The sequence below is a fragment of the Petrotoga sp. SL27 genome, assembly GCF_002924605.1.
Lineage (GTDB): Bacteria > Thermotogota > Thermotogae > Petrotogales > Petrotogaceae > Petrotoga > Petrotoga sibirica.
Genome location: NZ_JAIP01000004.1, coordinates 101859 through 123334 on the forward strand (window position 1 = coordinate 101859; position 21476 = coordinate 123334).

The 21476-nt window shown below is 33.4% G+C and carries 17 protein-coding genes; 3 read left to right on the top strand and 14 right to left on the bottom strand.

What is annotated here, in order from left to right; translation table 11 throughout:
- Nucleotides 1-54 precede the first annotated feature (54 nt).
- Together AD60_RS01910 and tsaB are read left to right on the top strand one after the other, a co-directional pair.
- Nucleotides 55-1434, top strand: a complete 1380-nt coding sequence (locus AD60_RS01910; protein WP_146048827.1) for a hypothetical protein — start codon at nucleotides 55-57, stop codon at nucleotides 1432-1434.
- A gap of 1 nt (nucleotide 1435) precedes the next feature.
- Nucleotides 1436-2098, top strand: a complete 663-nt coding sequence (gene tsaB / locus AD60_RS01915; protein WP_158248354.1) for a tRNA (adenosine(37)-N6)-threonylcarbamoyltransferase complex dimerization subunit type 1 TsaB — start codon at nucleotides 1436-1438, stop codon at nucleotides 2096-2098.
- A gap of 21 nt (nucleotides 2099-2119) precedes the next feature.
- Here the strand turns inward: tsaB and AD60_RS10665 are convergent, their stop codons facing one another.
- The 13 genes from AD60_RS10665 to AD60_RS01980 all read right to left on the bottom strand — a co-directional run bounded on the left by AD60_RS10665 (nucleotide 2120) and on the right by AD60_RS01980 (nucleotide 14689).
- Complete coding sequence (locus AD60_RS10665) at nucleotides 2120-2647, bottom strand: metal-dependent hydrolase (RefSeq protein WP_103927229.1); 528 nt, start codon at nucleotides 2645-2647, stop codon at nucleotides 2120-2122.
- Nucleotides 2634-3140, bottom strand: coding sequence for a hypothetical protein (locus AD60_RS01925; protein WP_103927230.1), 507 nt, complete (start codon nucleotides 3138-3140; stop codon nucleotides 2634-2636). Before AD60_RS01925 ends, AD60_RS10665 begins: the two co-directional genes overlap by 14 nt.
- A gap of 80 nt (nucleotides 3141-3220) precedes the next feature.
- On the bottom strand, nucleotides 3221-3856 hold the full coding sequence (locus AD60_RS01930; protein ID WP_103927231.1) for a redox-sensing transcriptional repressor Rex: 636 nt from the start codon (nucleotides 3854-3856) through the stop codon (nucleotides 3221-3223).
- 87 nt (nucleotides 3857-3943) lie between these two features.
- Complete coding sequence (leuS, locus tag AD60_RS01935) at nucleotides 3944-6466, bottom strand: leucine--tRNA ligase (RefSeq protein ID WP_103927232.1); 2523 nt, start codon at nucleotides 6464-6466, stop codon at nucleotides 3944-3946.
- Between the two features lie 56 nt (nucleotides 6467-6522).
- Nucleotides 6523-7134, bottom strand: coding sequence for a hypothetical protein (locus AD60_RS01940; RefSeq protein WP_103927233.1), 612 nt, complete (start codon nucleotides 7132-7134; stop codon nucleotides 6523-6525).
- Nucleotides 7124-7732, bottom strand: a complete 609-nt coding sequence (locus tag AD60_RS01945) for a sigma-70 family RNA polymerase sigma factor (RefSeq protein ID WP_233186787.1) — start codon at nucleotides 7730-7732, stop codon at nucleotides 7124-7126. The genes AD60_RS01940 and AD60_RS01945 overlap by 11 nt, the downstream gene beginning before the upstream one ends.
- A gap of 220 nt (nucleotides 7733-7952) precedes the next feature.
- Nucleotides 7953-9164, bottom strand: coding sequence for a hypothetical protein (locus tag AD60_RS01950; protein WP_103876212.1), 1212 nt, complete (start codon nucleotides 9162-9164; stop codon nucleotides 7953-7955).
- A 14-nt stretch (nucleotides 9165-9178) separates the two neighbouring features.
- The gene (locus AD60_RS01955; protein WP_103876213.1) at nucleotides 9179-10273 is read right to left on the bottom strand and encodes a hypothetical protein; all 1095 of its coding nucleotides are present in this window, start codon (nucleotides 10271-10273) and stop codon (nucleotides 9179-9181) included.
- A 304-nt stretch (nucleotides 10274-10577) separates the two neighbouring features.
- Nucleotides 10578-11318 carry a pseudouridine synthase gene (locus AD60_RS01960; protein WP_233186788.1) on the bottom strand — a complete coding sequence of 247 codons (741 nt, stop codon included), beginning with the start codon at nucleotides 11316-11318 and terminating at the stop codon, nucleotides 10578-10580.
- Nucleotides 11278-11814: an SMC-Scp complex subunit ScpB gene (locus AD60_RS01965; protein WP_103876214.1), complete on the bottom strand. Its 537-nt coding sequence runs from the start codon at nucleotides 11812-11814 to the stop codon at nucleotides 11278-11280. Before AD60_RS01965 ends, AD60_RS01960 begins: the two co-directional genes overlap by 41 nt.
- Nucleotides 11807-12580 carry a ScpA family protein gene (locus AD60_RS01970; RefSeq protein ID WP_134080041.1) on the bottom strand — a complete coding sequence of 258 codons (774 nt, stop codon included), beginning with the start codon at nucleotides 12578-12580 and terminating at the stop codon, nucleotides 11807-11809. The genes AD60_RS01965 and AD60_RS01970 overlap by 8 nt, the downstream gene beginning before the upstream one ends.
- Nucleotides 12504-13481, bottom strand: coding sequence for a tryptophan--tRNA ligase (gene trpS, locus AD60_RS01975; protein ID WP_103876216.1), 978 nt, complete (start codon nucleotides 13479-13481; stop codon nucleotides 12504-12506). Before trpS ends, AD60_RS01970 begins: the two co-directional genes overlap by 77 nt.
- A gap of 62 nt (nucleotides 13482-13543) precedes the next feature.
- Nucleotides 13544-14689, bottom strand: coding sequence for an RtcB family protein (locus AD60_RS01980; RefSeq protein WP_103876217.1), 1146 nt, complete (start codon nucleotides 14687-14689; stop codon nucleotides 13544-13546).
- Between the two features lie 226 nt (nucleotides 14690-14915).
- Here AD60_RS01980 and fliD point away from each other — a divergent pair, with 226 nt between their 5' ends.
- Nucleotides 14916-16424, top strand: a complete 1509-nt coding sequence (fliD, locus tag AD60_RS01985; RefSeq protein ID WP_103876218.1) for a flagellar filament capping protein FliD — start codon at nucleotides 14916-14918, stop codon at nucleotides 16422-16424.
- A gap of 66 nt (nucleotides 16425-16490) precedes the next feature.
- On the opposite strand, the gene AD60_RS01990 is transcribed toward fliD, so the two are convergent.
- Nucleotides 16491-21422 (bottom strand): DNA-directed RNA polymerase subunit beta', encoded by a 4932-nt coding sequence (locus AD60_RS01990; RefSeq protein WP_103876219.1) that lies wholly within the window; start codon nucleotides 21420-21422, stop codon nucleotides 16491-16493.
- Between the last annotated feature and the right edge of the window lie 54 nt (nucleotides 21423-21476).

Genomic DNA, 21476 nt, shown 5'->3' on the forward strand with positions numbered 1-21476 from the left:
TTGTTGTATAATATTGAAGATTGGATAAGTCCAATTAGAAGGGGTGTAATTTTGGTGAAAAATATATTATTGTTAATCTTTCTTTCGACTCTGTCTGTTTTTTCATGGGCTTTAACTATCGAAGAAATAGAAAATCTTTCAAAAAACTCTGCAACTTTGGAATTATCATGGGAATATTTTTTAGAATATATTATAGAAAATCCTAGTGATGCTAGAATTACTGATACAGGCTCTTTAATATCAGCTAAGATCTCTTTGTTTAACAAATATAGAAATTATAACTTTGTTAATTACATTATTTCTGAAGACCTAAAAAATTTTGGCATTAACTTGGGAGTATTAGGCACCAATTTTTCTATTCCAGAGGAAGATACCAATAAAATTCTTTTCATCTTTCCTGAAATCATACCTATTTTGAATAAAATATTTAACACAGGCAATTTTGAAGAATCTTATTATAAATATTTTTATAAATTAAAAGGATTGAAAGAGTATTTGCAAGTTAATTCTTATGAAACCTTTATCAAAACAACTATAAGTAATTCTCTTTCTTCCCCAATCTATTTTGATGAAGACATTGAAAAGTTTATTGAAGTTTTCGTACCAGCGACTAATTATATCCTGTTTGAAAAATTTATTTCTGAATCTAAATATCTAGTTGAGGAAGATAAGTACCTAGGAGCATATAAATTACTGACATTTTTAAATAAACACAATTCCATAAATGAATCTGTAGTAGCACATTCTCAACTTAAAAATTATTTTTATTTAAAACAGAGGTTAACTTCATTGAACGATCAGGTTTTTTTTGTTGAAAAACAGGAACTGTCTTCTTTTATATCTGAAGTGTACAAAGTCGGCGAGGATTTAAAGGCGCTTACTGTAGAAAAAGATCTGCTTTACAACATATTTTTACCGTTATTAAGAGCTTTAAATTCTAAATTAGAAAATATACAAGAAAAAATACCCGTCGTTGATAAAAACTTTGAAAACTTGTCTTTTTCTTTCAGCGAACAAATAAATGCTGAGATCTTGAAACTTCAAATGCAAATTACTAGAATAGAAAACTTACCCGTTGCGTTAGAATTAGAAAGTAATAAAGCAACTTCGATAGAGCATAAAACAGACTCACAAGAAACATCAGCAAGAAAAATCTTCGCCTATTTTTGGTTTTCTATTTTAATGGCTTTTTTTATAATTTTCCTTTATTTTGAATTGTTCCCCACGTATTCAAAAATCAATTTTTTATGTACACTGAAATTAGGGAGATTTGCTACCCATTTGGCAGAAAAACTTATCTTAAAAAATCCGGAAGATTACAAGGCGTTTCTAATTTTGGCAAAATCATATGAAGTTGCAGGGAAGTATAATGCATCAATCAACGCATATAAAACCGCCTTAAAATTAAAAGACAAAACAAAAGAAGGTGAATAAATTGAATCTTTTAATAATTTCAACTACTCTAAAAAATATACTTGTTGTATTAAAAGATGAAAAAAATAAGATTTATACAAGGATTTTGACTGAGAACAAGTCGGGGAATTACCTCGCTAAAGCGATCAAAGAAGTGGTAGAAGAATCAAAAACAAATATAAAAAATATAGATGAGTTTGGTATAGATATTGGTCCCGGATCGTTCACTGGGATCAGAGTAGCTATTTCTACTTTACAAGGACTTTTAATAGATAACCCAGAAAAAGAAGTTTATACCTTTTTCTCTTCTGATGTTTTGTATCGTTCCGTGGTGAATAATAACAACCATCTTAAGAAAAAAAAGTTGGCTGTTTTAAAAAGAGCACGAGAAAATGCCGCATATGCATCTATATACGAAGATGGGAAAAGAATCTTTGACCCTCAAATGGTCTTTGAAGATTTTTTAAAAGATTCTATGAATAATTGTATTTTAATAAATGAAGAAGCGGAATATTTTAAAAACAAATATAAACTGGAAAATGAAGTATTTTATTCAAACATTGAAGAAGAATCTCTAATTGCTGAAACATTGAAAGGTAAAAAAGTAAAAATAAAAAACTTGGAACCTCTTTATCTTCAAAAACCTTTAGCTGTTGAAAATTTAGAAAAAAGAAAAACAAAATAGGGCAAGGATGATTCTGTTTCCCTATTTCGTTTTGAAATTCTTATCTAAAATAATATGCAATGAGAAACCTACAAAGTAACTCACACTATAAAGTATGTTTATAGGGGTTCTGTATTTTAAATTAAGTAAGTAAATGAGGAAAGAGAGTATACCCCCCGTTAAAAATGAATGCCACAATCCCCTATGTTTCGATAGTTTGTTAAAAATTATCCCTAAAAGCAATCCAACTAAAGTCCCTATAACTATCAAAATAAAATTCGAAAGGTTATAAGGAAAAGGTAGATACTCTTTATATAAGAAATCATATTCAAAGAGATAGTACACACTTCCAAAAATAAAAAATAACCTCAATAATCTGTTTATAAAAGAGTTTTGGTGGTCAATATCTGGGAAATCGCTCCCAACAACAAAGAGAAAATAGGAAATCGCGATTTCACTGGAAACATAATAAACCTCGTAAAACAAATGACTATAAACAAAATTGAACACTAAAAAAAATACAGGAAATCCAAAAATACCGCTTAATATGTGAGTTTTAAAATTTGACATTATTTATATCTCTTATCTTCTCCTTTTCATCAAACGCTAAAACTTCTATAGGAAGCCTTTTTGTCCAAACTTCTATAATTCCCCCATTTTTAATATCTTTATAAAAAAGGACTTTTGGATCAAAAAAACTGATAGACTTAGAAATCGTTTTAAGAATGGGCCTATTGTACTTTTTCAGTTGATTTAATGTTTTGGGAAGTAACTTATCTACTATTAAAGAATTGGCTCCTCCTTCAAACAGAAAATCAAAATAATCATATATTTCTGTGATACTGATATTTTTAATCTCACCGTGAGCCAGATTGAACGTTCCGCATGTGACAAATTCCCCGACAAATTTATACAAAGGGACCCCTTCCAATTGATAGTACTTTTCAAACCTTTTTAAAGCTTCAGGAGTAACAAATATAATTTTCCCCGTATACAGAATTTTATCACCGTTTTTTAACTTTTTTAATGTCTCTAGAGAAACAGGATAATTTATGTTAAGCAAAACAAATTAGCCTCCTTATTGTTTTCCTACCACTTAATTGTACTCAGTTAAGAACACGTTGGTTTCCAAATATAAGATTTTTAGTCGTATTTACTGACTATTTCGTACGTTAACGTTTTAAGAGAAACAACAAAATCTACATTCTCAATAACCACACGATCATCAGAGTTCAAAGTTACTGGGGCAAAATTCAATATACCTTTGACACCGGCTTCTATCAATATATTTGCAACCTCTTGAGCCACATTTGACGGAACAGTTAATATGGCTATTTCAAAATCAAGATCATTGTTTTTATTCTTTAGTTCTTTTATATGTTTTATGAGAATACCGGGCAACAAAACAGAATTGATTTTTCTTTTGTCTACATCGTACGCTGCAACTATTTTAAACTTGTATTTTTCTAATTCAGGATAACGAGAAATAGCTCTGCCCAGGTTTCCTACTCCGATAATTGCAACATTCCAAACTCTTTCTGTTCCTAAAATCTTATGAATCTTTAAACACAGATTTTCAACATCGTAGCCTACGCCCTTCTTTCCAAACTCACCAAAATAAGACAAATCTTTTCTAACCTGAGAAGCCTTTATGTTAAGAGCTTCAGCAATCTCATGTGAAGAGGTCTTTGATATTCCTTCTTCCACTAAATCCCTTAAAAACCTGTTGTACATAGCCAATCTTTTTATTGTCGGTTTAGGAACTTTTGGTGATTTCATATTTATACGAAAGTTCTCACCAGCCTGTTAATAATAGTTTATTCACAATGTGGTGAAAAACTTTATTCACCTCCTATTTGCTATTTCTTATTTGACCACTATATTTATGATTTTTCTTGGAACATAAATAATCTTTTGTATCTTTTTACCAGAGATATATTTTTGAACTTTATCATCCTCTAAGACATACCTTTTTACTTCCTCTTCGTTCAAATTAACATCAACCGTTATCTGGGCTCTTAACTTCCCGTTTATTTGTACGGCTAACGTAATTTCTTCTGCTTTTAAAGCATCTTTATCGATCTTTGGCCAACTTGCTTTAAATATAAAATCATCTTTTCCAAAATTCTTCCATAATTCTTCGCTTATATGAGGAGCAATAGGAGATAACATCAATACAAAATCTTCAGAAAATTCTTTTAGTAAATTGAGGTTCCAATCTTTTTCGTCCGTGCTATTTAGATATGAGTTTAATTCGTTCAAAAGTTCCATAAGGGAACTTACTGCGGTGTTAAATTGAAAATTACCTTCTATATCGCTCGTTATTTTCTCAATAGTTTGGTGCAACTTTCTTCTTAAACCCTTTTCCTGTTTATTTTTCAAAGGATAATTTGGCTTATTTTCAAGGTGAATTATTTTATCCTGTATTTTCATGTACGTATTCCAAAGCCTATTTAGGAATCTGTATGTCCCTTCTATGCCGGAATCATTCCATTCAGCATCCCTTTCTGGAGGAGCCATAAAAAGAATGTAAGTTCTTAAGGCATCGCTACCATATTTTTCAATCATTTCTTCAGGAGACACGACGTTACCTTTTGATTTAGACATCTTAGCCCCGTTCCTGTATATCATACCTTGAGTGAAAAGATTTTTGAAGGGCTCATCAAAGCTCATATGTCCAAGATCTTTCAGCACTTTGGTTATGAACCGTGAATAAAGTAAGTGCAAAATTGCATGTTCAACTCCGCCTATATACTGATCTACAGGTAACCAATTATCTACATCTTCCCTATTGAAAGGTTTTTCTTCTAACTTTGGATTCACATATCTCAAATAGTACCATGAGCTATCCACAAAGGTATCCATTGTATCGACTTCTCTTTTAGCTTTTCCACCACATTTTGGACATGTTGTTTCTTTGAAATTGGGATGATCTATCAAAGGACTTTTGCCGGTTGGTTCAAATTCAACATCTCTGGGAAGCTTTACAGGTAAATCTTCTTCCGGAACAGGAACTACCCCACATTTTTCACAATATACAATGGGAATCGGAGCCCCCCAATACCTTTGCCTTGATATAAGCCAATCTCTCAATTTGTACTGGGTGACAACTTTTCCGATCTTTTTATCTTCTAACCATTGAGAGATTTTCTTAATTGCTGTTTGGTTGTCTAACCCTGTGAATTCTCCGGAATTTATCAAAACTCCTTCACCAACGTAAGCTTTTTCTAGCTTTTCTTCAGTTAACTTGTCATCTTCAGGCATTATAACAATCCTTATGGGAAGATTATATTTTTTCGCAAATTCAAAGTCTCTTTGATCGTGCGCAGGAACAGCCATAATTGCGCCTGTACCATATTCGTACAAAATATAATTTGCTACGTAAATAGGGATCTTTTCTCCATTCACAGGATTGATTGCGTAACTTCCAGTGAAAACTCCTTCCTTTTCAGCTCCTTCAGCGGTTCTTTTAAACCTATCTTGCAAGCTTACTCTTTGCAAAAATTTATTTACTAGTTCAGTATTTTCTGGAGTTGTTAACTCTTCTACAAGAGGTGATTCAGGAGCTAATGCCATAAAGGTAACTCCCCACAAGGTATCTGGTCTGGTTGTAAAAACTCTCAAGCTTTCTTTTCTTGAACTCCCTTCGGGACGCTTGAGGGTGTCTTCACCGTTATCAAGCTTAAATTCTACTTCGGCTCCCACACTTTTACCTATCCAATTTTTCTGCATTGTTTTGACATTTTCAGGCCATCCGTTCAAATTTTCTAAATCATTTAGCAACTTTTCAGCATAGTCAGTTATTTTGAAATACCATTGCTCTAACTGTTTAATTTCCACAGAGGTCCCACATCTTTCACATCTTCCGTTAACAACTTGCTCATTAGCAAGAACCGTTTTGCAGTTTGGACACCAATTCACAGGTGCTTTTTTCTTGTAGGCCAACCCATTTTTATACAATTGTAAGAAAATCCATTGTGTCCATTTATAATAGTCTTCCTTACACGTTATAACTTCTCTATCCCAATTATAACTAATACCTAACTTTTTAATTTGATTTCTAATGATACCGATGTTTTGCATAGTCCAATCTTCAGGATGAATGTTACCCTTTTCTATTGCAGCATTTTCAGCAGGCAAACCAAATGCATCAAAACCAAAAGGATGCATCACACTGTACCCTCTCATCCTCTTGTATCGAGCTATAACGTCACCAATAACATAGTTTTTTACATGGCCAACATGGAGAGTCCCCGAAGGGTAAGGAAACATTACCAAATCATAGTATTTTTTATAGTAATCACGATTCAAAACTTTAAAAGCATCTTTTTCTTGCCATTGCTGTTGCCATTTTTTCTCTATTTCTTGTGGGTTGTAATTTTTTTCCATCTAAAGCCATTCCTCCATTGTATGAATTTTTCTTTTGTTAATTATACCACAATTGACTATTTTCCTGTAATCGTTGGAATATAGAGGTTTAAATCTTTCATTATGTTCGAAATATCTTGGTCAGGATGTTTTATAAGTCTGTATTGACCAGTTTCTTTTATCAGGAAAAAGGTATTTTCAGGTACTCCACTCTTAAATGAAGCATTAAATGGGAGTGTGTAAGTATATTGAGTTTCTATAGAAGGCCCTTTAAAAAAGTAAAATTTATATGGATTCAATCCTGGCTTTAAATTTCCTTGAAAGATGTATCTACCTTCTGGATTTCTAAACGCCACCCATACATCGGTAGAACCGATAATATATATTTGAATGTAACCGGCGTCTGATGGTTCATCTAAATTAGTGATAATTTTATCCAGATCGTTTAGTTTTTTTTCTAAAAAATTGTTTGAAACTATGAATTTTTCAACCACACCATCTGGCTCAAAATATCTATTGAGATGGGTGATCTCCTTTTCTTGAGCCTCCAATTTTTCGTTCACCGTTGAATTTAATCGATTGAATTGACTTTGCAGATCCTTCCTAAGTTCTATCACCCTAATTTCTGTCGCAATTGATAAAACTATTGCTACCAAACTTACAACAAAGATAGTTATCTTAAATCTCATACTTTCCTCCAAACATCTCCACTATATTATTGTATTCATCTATATTTCTTGCGAAAACTTTTTTTATCTTTTGGATGGTATTATCGACCTTTTTTGTATTTATTTCCATTTTATCCCCAATTTCTTGATATGAGTATCCATCTATCCATAATTCAACAATTTCCCTTTCGTTGCATTCAAGTTGTTCAAGACTCTTTGATAAAAAATATTCCTTGAGAAAATCCTTCTTTTCAGTATCAACACTTTCAATGTAATAATCGGCGTTTTCTGTAAATTCGTCGTCTGTGTTTTCCATACTTACAGCTTCTGTTAAAACTTTATGCTTATTTCTGTTCAAGTAGGTGACAAAAGACTTAATCTCTGAAGAGATATTCATATAGGCAAAACTTGAAAATTTAGCGTTTGCATCTTTTCTGAAATTATATACCGCTTGAATTAAACCTACCAAACCTATTTGTAAAAAGTCTTCGAATTCCAACCATGTACCATAATATTTCCCAACAATAGATTTCACCATAGGCTCAAACTTTTCAAGAATTATGCCTAGGGCTTGGTTGTCCCCTATTTGTGCAAGTTCTATAAGTTTATCCAAATTCATTCCCCTTAGCCTATAGATATGCCTACTCATATTGCTCCCAATAGTTACTAGATATTTACTGACTTTAAACAATCTGAAAGATTTATAGATAGAGCCCCTTTGCTTAGTACGCTACAAAATTCAATTCTATTGATTCTTTTCTATTATACTACATTCAGCAAAATACTTTCAAAAAAAGGGCGCTAAGCGCCCTTTTTTATAATTGTTTAAACATTTGTTTTTAAAACCCTATTGCAAAACTTGATTTAAATGAAAACCCCTTCAAATCGAAAATTTTATCAAGATCCTTTGCCGTAAGGGATAACTCTGTTCTGCTTTCAACAATTCTGCTATCTATCCCAAAACCTAAAAACGTGTTCCAGTAACCATAATAATTTTCAATTCCAACTGTCAACGGTATAAAATTGAAAAGAGAAGTTCTGGCTTGTACACCCCAGTCGATCGTTTGATCATCCACATAGAACTCTCCATATGGAATAATATCAAGCAAAACTACCGGTATCCTAAAAAATCCGGTAACACTCATTGGATATATATATTGTTCATCTACAGGTTGAACTTCCATAGGTGTTGAACTACTGGAATCTTCTCCCAAAATACTAATTGTTTCTTGATAAGGGATCTTGTAAGAAACCTTTGCAGGTTTAACCGTTATGTTTTTTACCGCGATTCCCATAACAGGTTTTTTGATCTCACCAAAGGTTACACCTGCATCTATGGCATGGCCAGCATCGGTCAAAAATTTATCTGTTAGAGAGTTAAATGTTATACTTTCAAGCTCATTACTATCAAATGGAGAGTACAAATCAACCTTCATGTTCAACTCCGCCGTTGTTGTTCCTACCTCTGTATCTGTAGAAAATTCGTATCCAACGTTTGATTCCTCGGTATAGACTATCGGCAAGAACAAGTTGTAAACCAACCCAACCGACATGCCATCAAAATTATAAGAAGCATACACTCCAGCTTTAACAGATGTATCTAAGTTAAAGAGTATCGTGCCTTCATTAGTTGTATCTATTTCATTACCATTGGCGATAAGTTTTATCAAATCGTTTGGTACCGTTAAATCACTTTTTAAATCACCACTGAATACAACTCCAAGACCCAGATCAAAGATATTTACTACAAAGTGTCCTTCAACGTTATCTTTGGTTATAAAGAATAAATCATCTCCACCTAAAGAAGTATATATTTCGTCGAAATCAATGGTAAACTTTGTAGCAGTCAACATTGGTAAAAGATCCGCTACTTTGTAAGCGTTTTGATAAACCATTATATCGGGAGAAATTTCGATTTCAAAATAATTTCTTTTACCTATTGATTCTAACAAAAGCGGATTCAAACTACTATCAAAAGATCTCAATCCTTCTGAAAAAATGATCAAAGAAACCGAAGAAACTATTAGCAATATTATAAACAATTTTTTCATAGTCTTCCCCTCCTTTATTGTGCCCTTGAAGTAATCGGTATTGCTAAGTCTGTATCAAGATCCAACCAGAGGCTAAGATCTAAACTACCATCCATATTCAATGAATACTCTGACGGGGGGAGTTTTACTGTGAATACCAAATTGAAAGGAACCGTATTTTTCATATCTTCGATAAAACCTGTTAAATCAAATTCAACAGTTTTACCTTCACCAACCGTTATTTCCCTTGTTACAGGTTCTGATTCAGTAGGTTGGTTCTTTTCAACATCCCATCCTTGGACTTCCATCTTTAAGTGGAGCCCCGTCGTGTTGTCGTAATCCATGTGAAGCTTAAATGATTCTATCCCATCGAGTATATCACTCAAATCATCAGAATCTTCACCAGATCTGCCAAAGATATCCTCATCGCCTACTTCATCTTTATTTGTATACAATTCTAGGTCTTCGGTTATCGTGAATTCAAAAGGGATATCTACTAACAATTTTATAGTTGGAGAATCATCAGGAGAAAGTGATGAATTGAATGTGATGGTCATCTCCTCTAAATATATCTTAGAATACTCATTAAACAAAGGTCCCAAGTTAAATTCCTCTCCAGAAGAGATAAGAGTTGAAGTACTAGACGTACTCAAAGTTGCTTCTATTGTTACATAGGATGGATCGCTAATTCCTGTTACTACAAGAGTTGCCGGAAGACTTGTAAGACTAATTTCTTCCAAAGGTCCAAAAGTTGTACCACCAAGAGATACCAGCGTTAAAGAAGCATCAGATGTAACTAAATCGTAAGGCCCCGCAGGAACCGAACTAAAATCACTTTGACCAGGAGCAATCTCATCCAAAATTTCTTGACCGTCGAATATTTTCAAATCTACCCCATAAGTTAAGGGATTATCAGATTTGTGTGTGACGGTGGCATCTTCACCAAAACTTTCACTTAAACTAATTACAATATCTTCAGTATCCACTAAATCGTACATTGTAATACTTTCTTTTGCAATAGGTACTTGAAGAGTGGGATCAGCTTTTATCTCGATCTCTTGAAGTGCACAGGATGTGAACAGGAACATACTTACAACTAACAATAAAAATACATAATAAAACCTTTTCATTTTTCTCACCCCAAAATTTATTTTTTGAAATCCTGAAAAAACTGTAATTTATTTGAATCAACAAATTATACCATATTTTTCTCAAGTTTAATTCTTTTTTAAAATTTTTAAAATTAAATTGATGACACTTTCTTTCCAAATGAGAAGAAAATGCAAAATAATTTAATTTTTTTGAATACGAGCCTTAATAATAATTAGCTATAATAAAAATACCCATCCCCCCGAAACATCATGATTGATATTTCGGCCCATCCAATGAGGACGCTAATGCGTCCTCATTGTTTTTTTCCCCCTCTTATATTGACTATGAAATGTTTGATAAAAGTCTATTTTTCACCTCTTCTGCACCCCTCAAGGATTTTATATCCCCAGGCTTAGGAACTTCTTCGATACTCCATGGCCCAAACTTGATCCTTTTCAATTCTATAACTTTATAACCTAAAGCCTTTATCATGAGTTTTATCTGCCTTTTTTTGCCTTCGTTTAAACTGATTTGTAGGAGTGATAGATCCTTTTCTTTTTTCAAAATTTTCACCTTCGATTTCATCGTTTTATATCCGGTTTCAAGTGTGATACCTTCTTCCAACTTCTGCAATTCCTTTTTTGAAGGCGTACCTTTTATCAGTACTTCATAAACCTTTGTGACCTTATTTTCAGGCCTTAACAAATAATTGGCTAAGTCACCATCGTTTGTCAGAAGCAAAAGGCCGCTTGAATCGTAGTCAAGCCTGCCCACGTAAAAAACTCTTTCTTCAATCTTTCCTTTCAGCAAATCATTTACTGTTTTTCTACCAAAATCGTCTTTGAAGGTACACAAGATTCCTTTGGGTTTGTTCAAAAGGTAATAAACTTTGTTTTCAGCTTTCTTTTGTAGATCGGAAAGATAATATTTTTTATTGTCAAATTCTATGAAATCATTTTCTTTTAATTCATACCATGGCTCGTTAACCAATTTGTTGTTGACTTTCACACCTTCTTTTAGTATGTACTCTGAGGACTGCCTTCTACTCAGAGATATTATTTGAAGAGCCTTTTGTAACTTCATTCTTTTTCATTTCCTCCAATTTTTTCAACGTTTTATCGGGTAAGAATTCGTAAAATTTTTCGGTAAGATGGTAGTAATTGTGGTTTTTCTTTTTACTTTTTTTAACCAGATCGTATTCCATTAATTTCTTTAGTTGATAATAACTATTTTTACCTCTAGTTTTTTCTATTTCAACAACCCTGCTATCTCCATTCATAAACAGAATCGCTAATACTTCGAATTGAGTTTGTGTTAACTCAAATTTTCGAGGATTTGGAAAGATCATAGATTTTATTTCTGGTTTTATTTCAAATCTGTATTTGCTGCCGTTTTTTATCAATTCCACACCGTGTTGGTCACCTATATAATGCAATTCTATTTCTTCTAAGTAATGCCTCAATTCTTCTTCTTTTATCTTTAGACGCTTGGAGATCTCTTTGAAAGATATACCGTTAGGAGTTGAAAATATTAATGCTTCTATCATTCTAATTTCTACATCTATTTTGTCTTTAGCCATTCAACTCACTTCCAGGATCTTGCGAGCTAAGTTTAATAAATAGGCCTTTTTCATATTTGAAAAAACCACGGTTTACCAAAATTAAGGAAGCTAAAAACATTACTAAAAAATTCATCTTTTTATGTTGAGCATATTCGAAAAGATATAGAATATTAAATTCATCCTTTTTTTCAAGCATTCCTATCGCATCTTCTATACGATAAGTATCTCTGATAATTTCAAGCTTTTTTTGCTTTGTAATGTAATCATCAAAGAACTTTACCAACTGATTTTCAAAGATTTCTTTTTCTATTGATGCCTTATTCTTTACTCTAACGGGTTTTTTCTTATCTTCACCAAAATCTTTTTTTATGATCTCTTGAGCTTTTTTGATAACGTCGTAATTTTCAATAACCTCATATATGACCTCTCTATGTTTTCTAAATTCTTTATCGTTATTGGAATTGGGAAGTAGCTCTTTGGACTTCAAAAATGTCAAATAAGACGCTAATTCTAAAAATTCTCCTATGGAGTTTAAGTCATTGAAGTTATCATTGACGTAATTAACGAATATATCTGAGATGTAACTGACAGATATTTTCCTAACTGGAATCTTTTTTTCTTTTATTAATTCAACGAGTTTAAAAAAAGGGCCAGAGAATATGTCTAATTTTATATCGAGATAGTTAAAGTTAATTATTTGATCCTCCTCACCATCTGAAATGTAAAGCCTCTCTAACCTCTTGCATAGTTTGGCTAGCAACCTTTCTTGCCTTTTTGTTTCCATCTTCAGCTATTTCTATTGCATCTTCTACAGAAGTAGAAGATAATTTATTCCAAACTGGTTCAAGTCTTTCTTTCATATTTTTGATCAACAACTTTTTACAGTCAACACACCCAATCCCAGCAGTAGTACAACCATTCCGTACCCAATCTTTTTCATCTTCAGATTTAGTGAATGCCTTATGGTAATCCCATACGGGGCATTTTTCGGGATTTCCAGGATCGGTTCTTCTTATCCTTGCTGGATCGGTCATCATGGGTAGAATTTTCTCTTTCAACTCTTTCTCGTTGGTTTCTATGTTTATAACGTTACCATAGCTTTTAGACATCTTCCTTCCATCTGTGCCAGGTAGTTTCGGCACTTTGGAAATGATCGGTTGTGGTTCAGGAAATATTTCTTTGTACTTCATATTAAACTTTCTTGCGATTTCTCGCGTAAATTCTAGATGATAGATTTGATCTTCCCCAACAGGAACTCTATCCCCTTTATATATTAAAATATCTGCGGCTTGTAAAACGGGGTACCCTAAAAATCCTATGTTAGTTAAATCCTTATTGGATATGTTACTTATTTGTTCCTTATAGGTTGGAATTCTTTCTAATCGTGAAACCGAGGCTATCATACTAAAAATTAAATAAAGTTCGGCATGTTCTTTGATGGCGGATTGAACGAATAAAACACTTTTTTTAGGATCCAACCCTACTGCGATATAATGCCTTATTATATCGAAAGTAGAAGGTTGTATTATCTCAGGTGTATCATAATGAGATGTCAAAGCATGCCAATCAGCGACGAAGAAAAAATTTTTGTCTGATTTATTTTGAATCTCTACCCAATTTTCTAAGGTAACAAAGTTTCCTATGTGTAATTTTCCTGTAGCTCTCATTCCACTTAGAACGGTCATATCTTACCTCCGTTTATCAGATATTTTTTGCTGTTCTTAATTATTATAGCATAGATTTATTGTTAAGGGGCTTTAAAATTATATAAAGGAGTTATTCTTTTTATAATTTCTACGGTATCTTGTATGTTTTCTTCTATTTCTTTTAGAGACTTATACACCATTGGGGCTTCATCTATCGTTTGAGCATTAACAGAAGTAGAATAAATGCCATTCATCGCATTTTTGTACTCTTCAATTGTTATTCTTTTCTTAGCTTGTTTTCTACTCATTACCCTTCCCGCACCATGTGGGGCTGAGAAGTTCCAATCAGGATTTCCTTTACCAACACATATCAAACTACCATCTTTCATATTTATAGGGATTATTAATTTTTCACCAAGTTTGGCAGAAACGGCACCTTTTCTCAAGATCATCTTTTCCAGGTCTATATAGTTATGGATGGTAGTGAACCCTTTACTAACGTTCAATTGCATTTGTTGAATGATTATATCAGTTATAGCTTTTCTGTTGAGTGATGCATAATTTTGTGTTATCTTCATATCCCAAAGGTAATCGTTGAACTCTTCCTTTTCCAAATACGCTAAGTGTTTAGGGATGTCTATATTTTTGATTGATCTATTTTTCTTCTTTTTTCTCTTTGAGAGTGGTTGACCCGTTAACATAGAATAAGCCAAATTCTGATAGTATTCAGCAACCTGTTTCCCTAAATACCTACTTCCAGAATGTACAACAATATACAAATTATTTGATTCATCTCTGTCTACCTCAATGAAATGATTTCCTCCGCCTAAGGTACCTATGCTCAGTATCGCTCGTTCTAAATCTATGAATTCTCTACATTTTAATTCTAATATCTGACTTTTTTCGACGTATGGGTGAGGCTTTTTACGAATATTGAAACCAGATGGGATTTCTTTCCTTATTACTTCATCAAGTTTTTCAAAGTTTATCTGTTTTTCCTCAATTTTAACTACTTCTACTCCACAGCCTATGTCAACTCCAACTAAATTAGGAACTATTTTATCTTTTATGGTCATCGTTGTTCCAATTACACATCCTACCCCCGTATGTGCATCAGGCATTATTCTAATCTTAAGTCCTTTAACGAACTCTTGGTCACACAATTCTTTAATTTGCCTTATCGCTTCTTCTTCCAACTCATTTGTAAAAACCTTTGCCTCGTTAAATTGTCCTTTGATTATCATCATGTGTATCATCCCTTCACACGGTTCAACTCTTTTTATATCGTAACCTTTATTACTAAACTTCCTAATTAAATAATATCACAAAAAATGTAAAACACCTTTAGGATACAACAACCTCAATGTAGAACTAATCAAATGAACCAATTGTACGACTTATTTAGTGGTTAAAGTTTTCTTAAGATAAGTCGATAATAAATAGGTGAGAAAGAATTTAAAGGAAGTGAAGACAATGGCTACTAATCCCTATGTTGGTACCTTCCAATTAACCGGCGCGGTTTCGGGAATGGATACCCAAGCAATGGTCCAAAAATTAATGGAGATTGAGCAACAACCTTTAAATAGAGCTCAAGAAAAATTTGATACTCTTACTTACAAACAAAAACTTTGGATGGAAGTAGACAATAAGTTGGAGGATTTTTATGATTATCTGATCACTTTCAAATTGAAGAGTAATTTGATCCCAAAAAGTGCCACCTCTTCTGACGAAAGTGTATTAACTGCTACAGCTCCTGCAGATGCTGATAATTCAACTTTTTACTTGAAAGTTAATTCTTTGGCTTCTCCTACCGTTCTTTTGGGGGATAATATTGATCCAACAATTAAAAAAAGTTCAAAGATAGTAGATGTTATAGGCACAGCAGGTGATTCTACTTTTACCATCACAAAAGGAGAAGATTCAGATACTATAACCGTTTCAGACAGTGAAACAATTCAAAACCTTATAGACAAAATAAATGCTTCAACCTTAGGAGTACAAGCAAAATTTGATGATGCAAACGGTAAATTTTTCCTAGTTAACAAAGAAAATGGGAACGTTGATATTAGCGTATCTGCCATTTCGGGTTCTAATGGTGAAACCTTAATTTCAAAACTGAATTTAAACGGAACAGCTGCTCTGGGCGATGATAATACAGTTAGAACCTTAGGGAGTTTGGGACAGGTTGAATTGTCTTTTGACGGAAGTACATCAATCACCACTTATGACAACTTAACAGAAAACACGTTGAACGTTTTCGGTACAACAATCGATTTGAAATCGACTTCGAGTAGTTACGTAAAAGTTTCTATAGAACAAGATATAGATAAGAGTGTTGAAAGTATAAAAGAATTTGTCGATAAGTACAATGAAACGATTACTTATGTGTACGATTTATTACATGAAGGCCAAGTTACCGATAAGTCTCCAGAAGAAATGACAGAAGAAGACTATATGAAAGGGATGCTAAAAGGAGATAATAACTTAGAGAAAATCTTTTATAATTTAAGAAATATGGTTTACTCACCTGTAAATATAGAACAGTCTGGTTCTCAATATAATACCCTTTTCGATATCGGCATAACCTCAGGAGATTTTGGAGTCGGTTATGAGAATACAATGAAAGGATTATTGAGCGTAAATGAGGATAAACTTAGAGAGGTTTTGAATACAAATGCTGAAGATGTATGGAAATTGTTCGCAACAAACGATACGACTAATAAAGAATATGGATATGCGCAAGCTATTCAGAATTATCTGTATGAAGCAACTAAGTTCAATGGCTATATCGATCGAATTGCCGGTACCAACGGCACCATAGGTAACGAGATGAGACGACTCGCCAAGGAAATGACCAACCTATTAGACAGGCTTCAAAGAAAAGAAGCACAATATTATGCACAGTTTTCAGCTATGGAACAAGCTATTCAACAAATGACCGCACAAGGAATGTATATGCTAAGCGCTTTTTCTAACCAATAGATAAAACAAAAGCCGGTACTGTTTTTTAAAAACAGTACCGGTTATTTTTATTGAGCCATTTTTATTTTACCCAACAGATTTTTCTTGTGCAACTTCAGCTTCTTTTTCAGGTTGAACAACTTCGTAGTTTTGTTCTGCGTACAATTTCAACCCTGTTCCTGCTGGAATAGGTTGTCCTACTATTACATTTTCTTTTAATCCTTTCAATTTATCTACTTTACCTTCTATAGCTGCCTCTGTTAGTATTTGTACAGTTTGCTGGAATGAAGCCGCAGAAAGCCATCCTTCTTTTTCTAAAGAAGCCTTCGTGATTCTTAACAACCTACGTTCATATTTTATCGTATCTTTAGGATTTATAAGATATTTTTTGGATGTACCTACTAGATGAGCTTTCCCATCTTCGGTTGTGATTTCTTTATATTCTTCGTATACTTCAACCTCTTTAATGTTTGTTTCGATAATTTGGTTTAAAATTTCTTCGGTGATTTCTGTTCCCTGTTCATAGATCTTATCTTCTTCCTCTTCTTCATCTTCGGAAGGGATTATAACCCTCTTTGCCAACTTTTTACCGATAACTAATTCTCTATTTTCACTGATATAGGAGTTTTCTTCCAATATTTCCTCGTTAATTTTCTGCACTTTACCATAACTGACTAAATCTCCGGGCATGAAATCGGTATCTCCACCGTCTATTATTTCCACCTTGTTGATCATCTGTCTAATTATTATCTCAAAGTGTTTATCATGGATGTCCACACCTTGCTCAGCATATATTTTCTTTATTTCACTGAGCAAATAACTTGCCAAAGCGCTTACTCCCAAATCTTTGAGTATTTTTCTGGGTCTTATATTTCCCGTCGTTAACCTTTGACCGGGTAATACTTTATCTCCTACTTCTACAACTGCTTTCGTCCTATAGTCAGCCTCATAACTTTCTAATTCACCATCTGAATTTTCTATTATTATCTTTAATCTTTTTCCTCTTTTGTTCTCAATATCTCTCTCGATAGCTCTTACTATACCTTTTATCGTTGAGAATTCACCTTCAGGCCCTTTGGTCTTTTTTCTTGCTTCAAACAATTCTTCAGCTCTTGGAAGACCTTGGGTTATATCCGAAGTGGTAGCTATACCTCCCGTATGGAAAGTCCTCATAGTTAGCTGCGTACCAGGTTCACCTATAGATTGTGCAGCAATTATTCCTACAGCTTCTCCTATATTGACTAATTTGTAGTTTGAAAGGTCTATCCCATAACATTTTGCACAAATTCCATTTTCAGACTCACATGTAAGAGGAGATCTAATGAAAATATATGGTCTAACAGCAACCTTTTTTATTCCGTGTTTTTCTAGAACTTTGGAAACTTTTAAGTCAATTTTTTCTTGATATTTAAGTAAAGTCACAGTTTTTCCATCAACTTCGACTTTAAGATCTTCCCCAGCGTAAACGTAATCTACTGCATTATATTCTTTCACATTCAGAGATTGTATACCGTGCAGGAGTGCTTCTTCTATGGCTTCTTCTGTAACTTCTTCACCTTTTCTGATTAATACCTTACCTTCTATTTGTACATCTTGTAATGATTCTAAGTATGAATCCTTTAACATATCTTCAATTTTTATCGTTTTTTCCTTCGATACAGGAATTTCTTTTACATAATTTGCCAAGAATTGGGCGTCTTTTTCTTTTAAGATTATCCCTTTTTCATATTTTTTATCTGATTGAGGATTATAAATTATTTCCTTTGTTTCAGGATCCAAAACATCTTTAGCCAAAACTCTACCAAATAAGAAGTCTGATAAGTTCTCAATTTTTGAATCGTCGGCCCAAAGTTCTCTTGCTTCAATACCTTTGTCTGTCCCACAATCATCTTCTGTGATTGTCATACTTTGCGCAACGTCTACGAGTCTTCTAGTTAAGTAACCAGCTGTTGATGTCCTTAAAGCTGTATCAGCTGATCCTTTTCTCGAACCGTGTGTTGAGGTGAAAAATTCTAATTCTGATAATCCGTTTTTAAAGTTTGAAGTGATAGGAACTTCAATTATTTTACCGGATGGATCAGCCATCAATCCTCTCATACCGGCTAATTGTTTCAATTGATCTATGTTACCTCTGGCTCCTGATTCAATCATCATCCAAATTGGATTGAAGGTGTATTTTCGATATGTTTTCGCTGTTTCTAATGTAACTTTGGCAGTAGCGTTTTCCCAAATTTTAATTATTTCCTTGTACCTTTCATTATCCGTAAGATAACCTTCTTCATAAAGTGATTCGATTTTGAGAACTTCGTTCTTAGATTCTTCTATAAGTTCTTCCCTTTTCGGAGAAACTAATACATCACGAATAGATATCGTTAATCCGGATAATGTTGCATAATGAAAACCAAAATCTTTAATACTATCTAAAAGATCCGCAGTTCTATCTATTCCATGTTTTTCAAAAGTGTTAAATATCAACTCTTTTAGGCTTTTTTTATCCATTTTTTGTGAATAATTCCTTAAATCTTCTGGTACTTCTTCGTTAAAAATTATTTTTCCGATAGTTGTTTTAAGGATACTACCGTCTTTATATCTAAACGCAATTGGTTCGTGAAGGGATAAATCAGATTTTTCCCATATCAATTCTCCATCTTGAAGATAAATATCAGAATCCACTATTTTTTTGTACTCGTAAGCATATGTGGCTTCTAAATCTTCAGAGAATATGTGTCTAACATATCCATTCTCTCCAAATTCAGAAACCTTAGTAGGTACCTTAAGATTTTCGAATTCCTCATCTTTATGTAAGGTTAAATAATATGCACCTGCAATTATATCTTTTCCAGGCATAGACAAAGGTTTACCGTTAGCCGGTGAGATAATATTATACCTTGATAACATTAAAAACTTTGACTCCGCTTGGGCTATACTAGAAAGGGGAATGTGTACAGCCATTTGATCACCGTCAAAATCTGCATTAAACGGAGGGCAAACCAACGGATGTAACCTTATCGCATCACCTTCTATTAGTTTTGGAATGAAGGCTTGAATTGATATTCTGTGTAAGGTAGGCGCTCTATTTAAGAGAACAGGATGCCCTTTTATAACCTCTTCTAAAACTTCCCAGGCTTCAGGCATTTCTTTTTCTATTATAGTTTTCTTGAATTTTCTGGCACTTTTACTTGCCACATTTGAATCTTTCAACAATTCGGCTAGAACAAAAGGTTTAAACAGTTCTAAAGCCATCTTTTTTGGTAATCCACATTCATGTATCTTAAGATCAGGTCCGACTGCGATTACAGCTCTACCAGAGTAGTCAACCCTCTTACCCAAAAGGTTTCTTCTAAATCTACCTTTTTTACCTTTCAATAAATCTGTTAGTGATCTTAAAGGTCTTCTATTTCTATCGGTCATTGGTTTACCAACACGTCCATTATAGAAAAGTGAATCCACAGCTTGTTGAAGTATCCTTTTTTCATTCCTTACGATAATTTCCGGCGCTTCCATTTCTAAAAGCTTTTTTAAACGATTGTTCCTATTTATTACCTTTCTATATAAGTCATTTAAATCGGTCGCAGCAAACCTTCCACCATCAATTTGTATCAAAGGCCTTAGATCTGGTGGTATAACGGGTATGATATTTGAAATTACCCATTCAGGTTGATTACCAGATTTGATAAAATCCTTAACTAGTTTCAATCTTCTCAATATTTTTACGCTTTTTTGACTTTTCCGATCCAATTTTTCTAATTCGGATTCTAATCGTGCTTTTAATACTTCAAGATCGATCTTTCTCAACAATTTTTGAATGGCTTCTGCACCATAACCATTTTCAAATTCTTCGTATCTGTTTATTTGAAATATCTTTTCTGTCCCATCTTCTTCCTTTGCAACTAAATCTTTTACCCCAAATTCTTGAAGCTCGTTTAACACATCTTGAGTAATCTTTGTGCCTCTTTCAAATTTCTTTTTGGGAAACTCAATTTCTGAAACCAATTCCTTGCCAATTACTCTTTCTCTTTCTTCTTTAATCTTTGAATTTAGTATCTTCATTACTTCTTCGTAGGCTCTTGCTTCATCTTCTAGTAAGATATCACCTATTCTTTTACCTATCCTCTTTGCAAATCTTTTATCAATATCTGTGATAACTACAATCGGCGTATCACGCTCAATATCTCTTTCAACTTCTATGGAACCCGGATAGTACTCTAAGAACAAGGAATATTCCTTCTGGGTAAGATAATCCTCTTCAAACAAAAATCTATCTGCTAATGGTGTCCCTTTCTCAACTTTCTGTCCCTCTTCCACCATTATTGATGAGCCTTCAAATACGGGATACTTCCTTTCAACTCCCGTATCATCTCTGATTATTATCCAGTTCAATTCTCTTTCGGTGTGTGTTAATTCAGACTTTATTTCTACCGTTCCATCTATATCGGCTATGGGCATACCCTTAACTGAAACTATTTTTACAGCAGGTTCCACTCTTAAATCTAAATATTCAGAGAATATTTCATACTCCCTTTGATACAATATTTCTCCGGGTAGATATCCCAAATCTTCATTTTCAGGTCCGGGAAGCGTTAAATAAGCCCTTTCAATAACTCTTTTTGACCCATAATAAATGATATTTTCTAAATCTTTCACACCAATGTTTAGTATGATAGAAAGAATAGATGGGGAAGACTTTAAATACCAAATGTGAGAAATAGGTGTCGCCAACTCTATATGACCTATCTTTCTTCTCCTAGCTTCTTTGGATTCTACCTTTACTCCACATCTTTCACATACTGTTCCTTCATATTTTTTCCCCTTATACTTGCCACAAGCACATTCATAATCTTTTACCGGACCGAATATTTTTTCGCAGAATAAACCATCCTTTTCAGGTTTACCTGTTCTGTGATTTAAAGTTTCGGGTTTTTTAACTTCACCATTTGATGCTTCCAATATACTTTGAGGAGAAGCTATACCTATTTTTATTTTAGCAATTTTTCTTTGAAAGGAAGAAACGTTTGCCAATTGAAATCCCTCCTTGAGGGTATATTTTTATTATACTCACCGTCAACGTTGAAA

Bases quoted from the DNA above. Each gene is read 5' to 3' on its own strand.
- AD60_RS10665 (WP_103927229.1), bottom strand. From the start codon at position 2,647: ATGTCAAATTTTAAAACTCACATATTAAGCGGTATTTTTGGATTTCCT.
- AD60_RS01945 (WP_233186787.1), bottom strand. From the start codon at position 7,732: ATGAATTTGGATAAACTTATAGAACTTGCACAAATAGGGGACAACCAA.
- trpS (WP_103876216.1), bottom strand. From the start codon at position 13,481: ATGACCGTTCTAAGTGGAATGAGAGCTACAGGAAAATTACACATAGGA.
- AD60_RS01930 (WP_103927231.1), bottom strand. From the start codon at position 3,856: ATGAAATCACCAAAAGTTCCTAAACCGACAATAAAAAGATTGGCTATG.
- AD60_RS01970 (WP_134080041.1), bottom strand. From the start codon at position 12,580: ATGGAAACAAAAAGGCAAGAAAGGTTGCTAGCCAAACTATGCAAGAGG.
- AD60_RS01955 (WP_103876213.1), bottom strand. From the start codon at position 10,273: ATGAAAAGGTTTTATTATGTATTTTTATTGTTAGTTGTAAGTATGTTC.
- leuS (WP_103927232.1), bottom strand. From the start codon at position 6,466: ATGGAAAAAAATTACAACCCACAAGAAATAGAGAAAAAATGGCAACAG.
- AD60_RS01965 (WP_103876214.1), bottom strand. From the start codon at position 11,814: ATGGCTAAAGACAAAATAGATGTAGAAATTAGAATGATAGAAGCATTA.
- AD60_RS01950 (WP_103876212.1), bottom strand. From the start codon at position 9,164: ATGAAAAAATTGTTTATAATATTGCTAATAGTTTCTTCGGTTTCTTTG.
- AD60_RS01940 (WP_103927233.1), bottom strand. From the start codon at position 7,134: ATGAGATTTAAGATAACTATCTTTGTTGTAAGTTTGGTAGCAATAGTT.
- AD60_RS01960 (WP_233186788.1), bottom strand. From the start codon at position 11,318: ATGAAGTTACAAAAGGCTCTTCAAATAATATCTCTGAGTAGAAGGCAG.
- AD60_RS01980 (WP_103876217.1), bottom strand. From the start codon at position 14,689: ATGATGATAATCAAAGGACAATTTAACGAGGCAAAGGTTTTTACAAAT.
- fliD (WP_103876218.1), top strand. From the start codon at position 14,916: ATGGCTACTAATCCCTATGTTGGTACCTTCCAATTAACCGGCGCGGTT.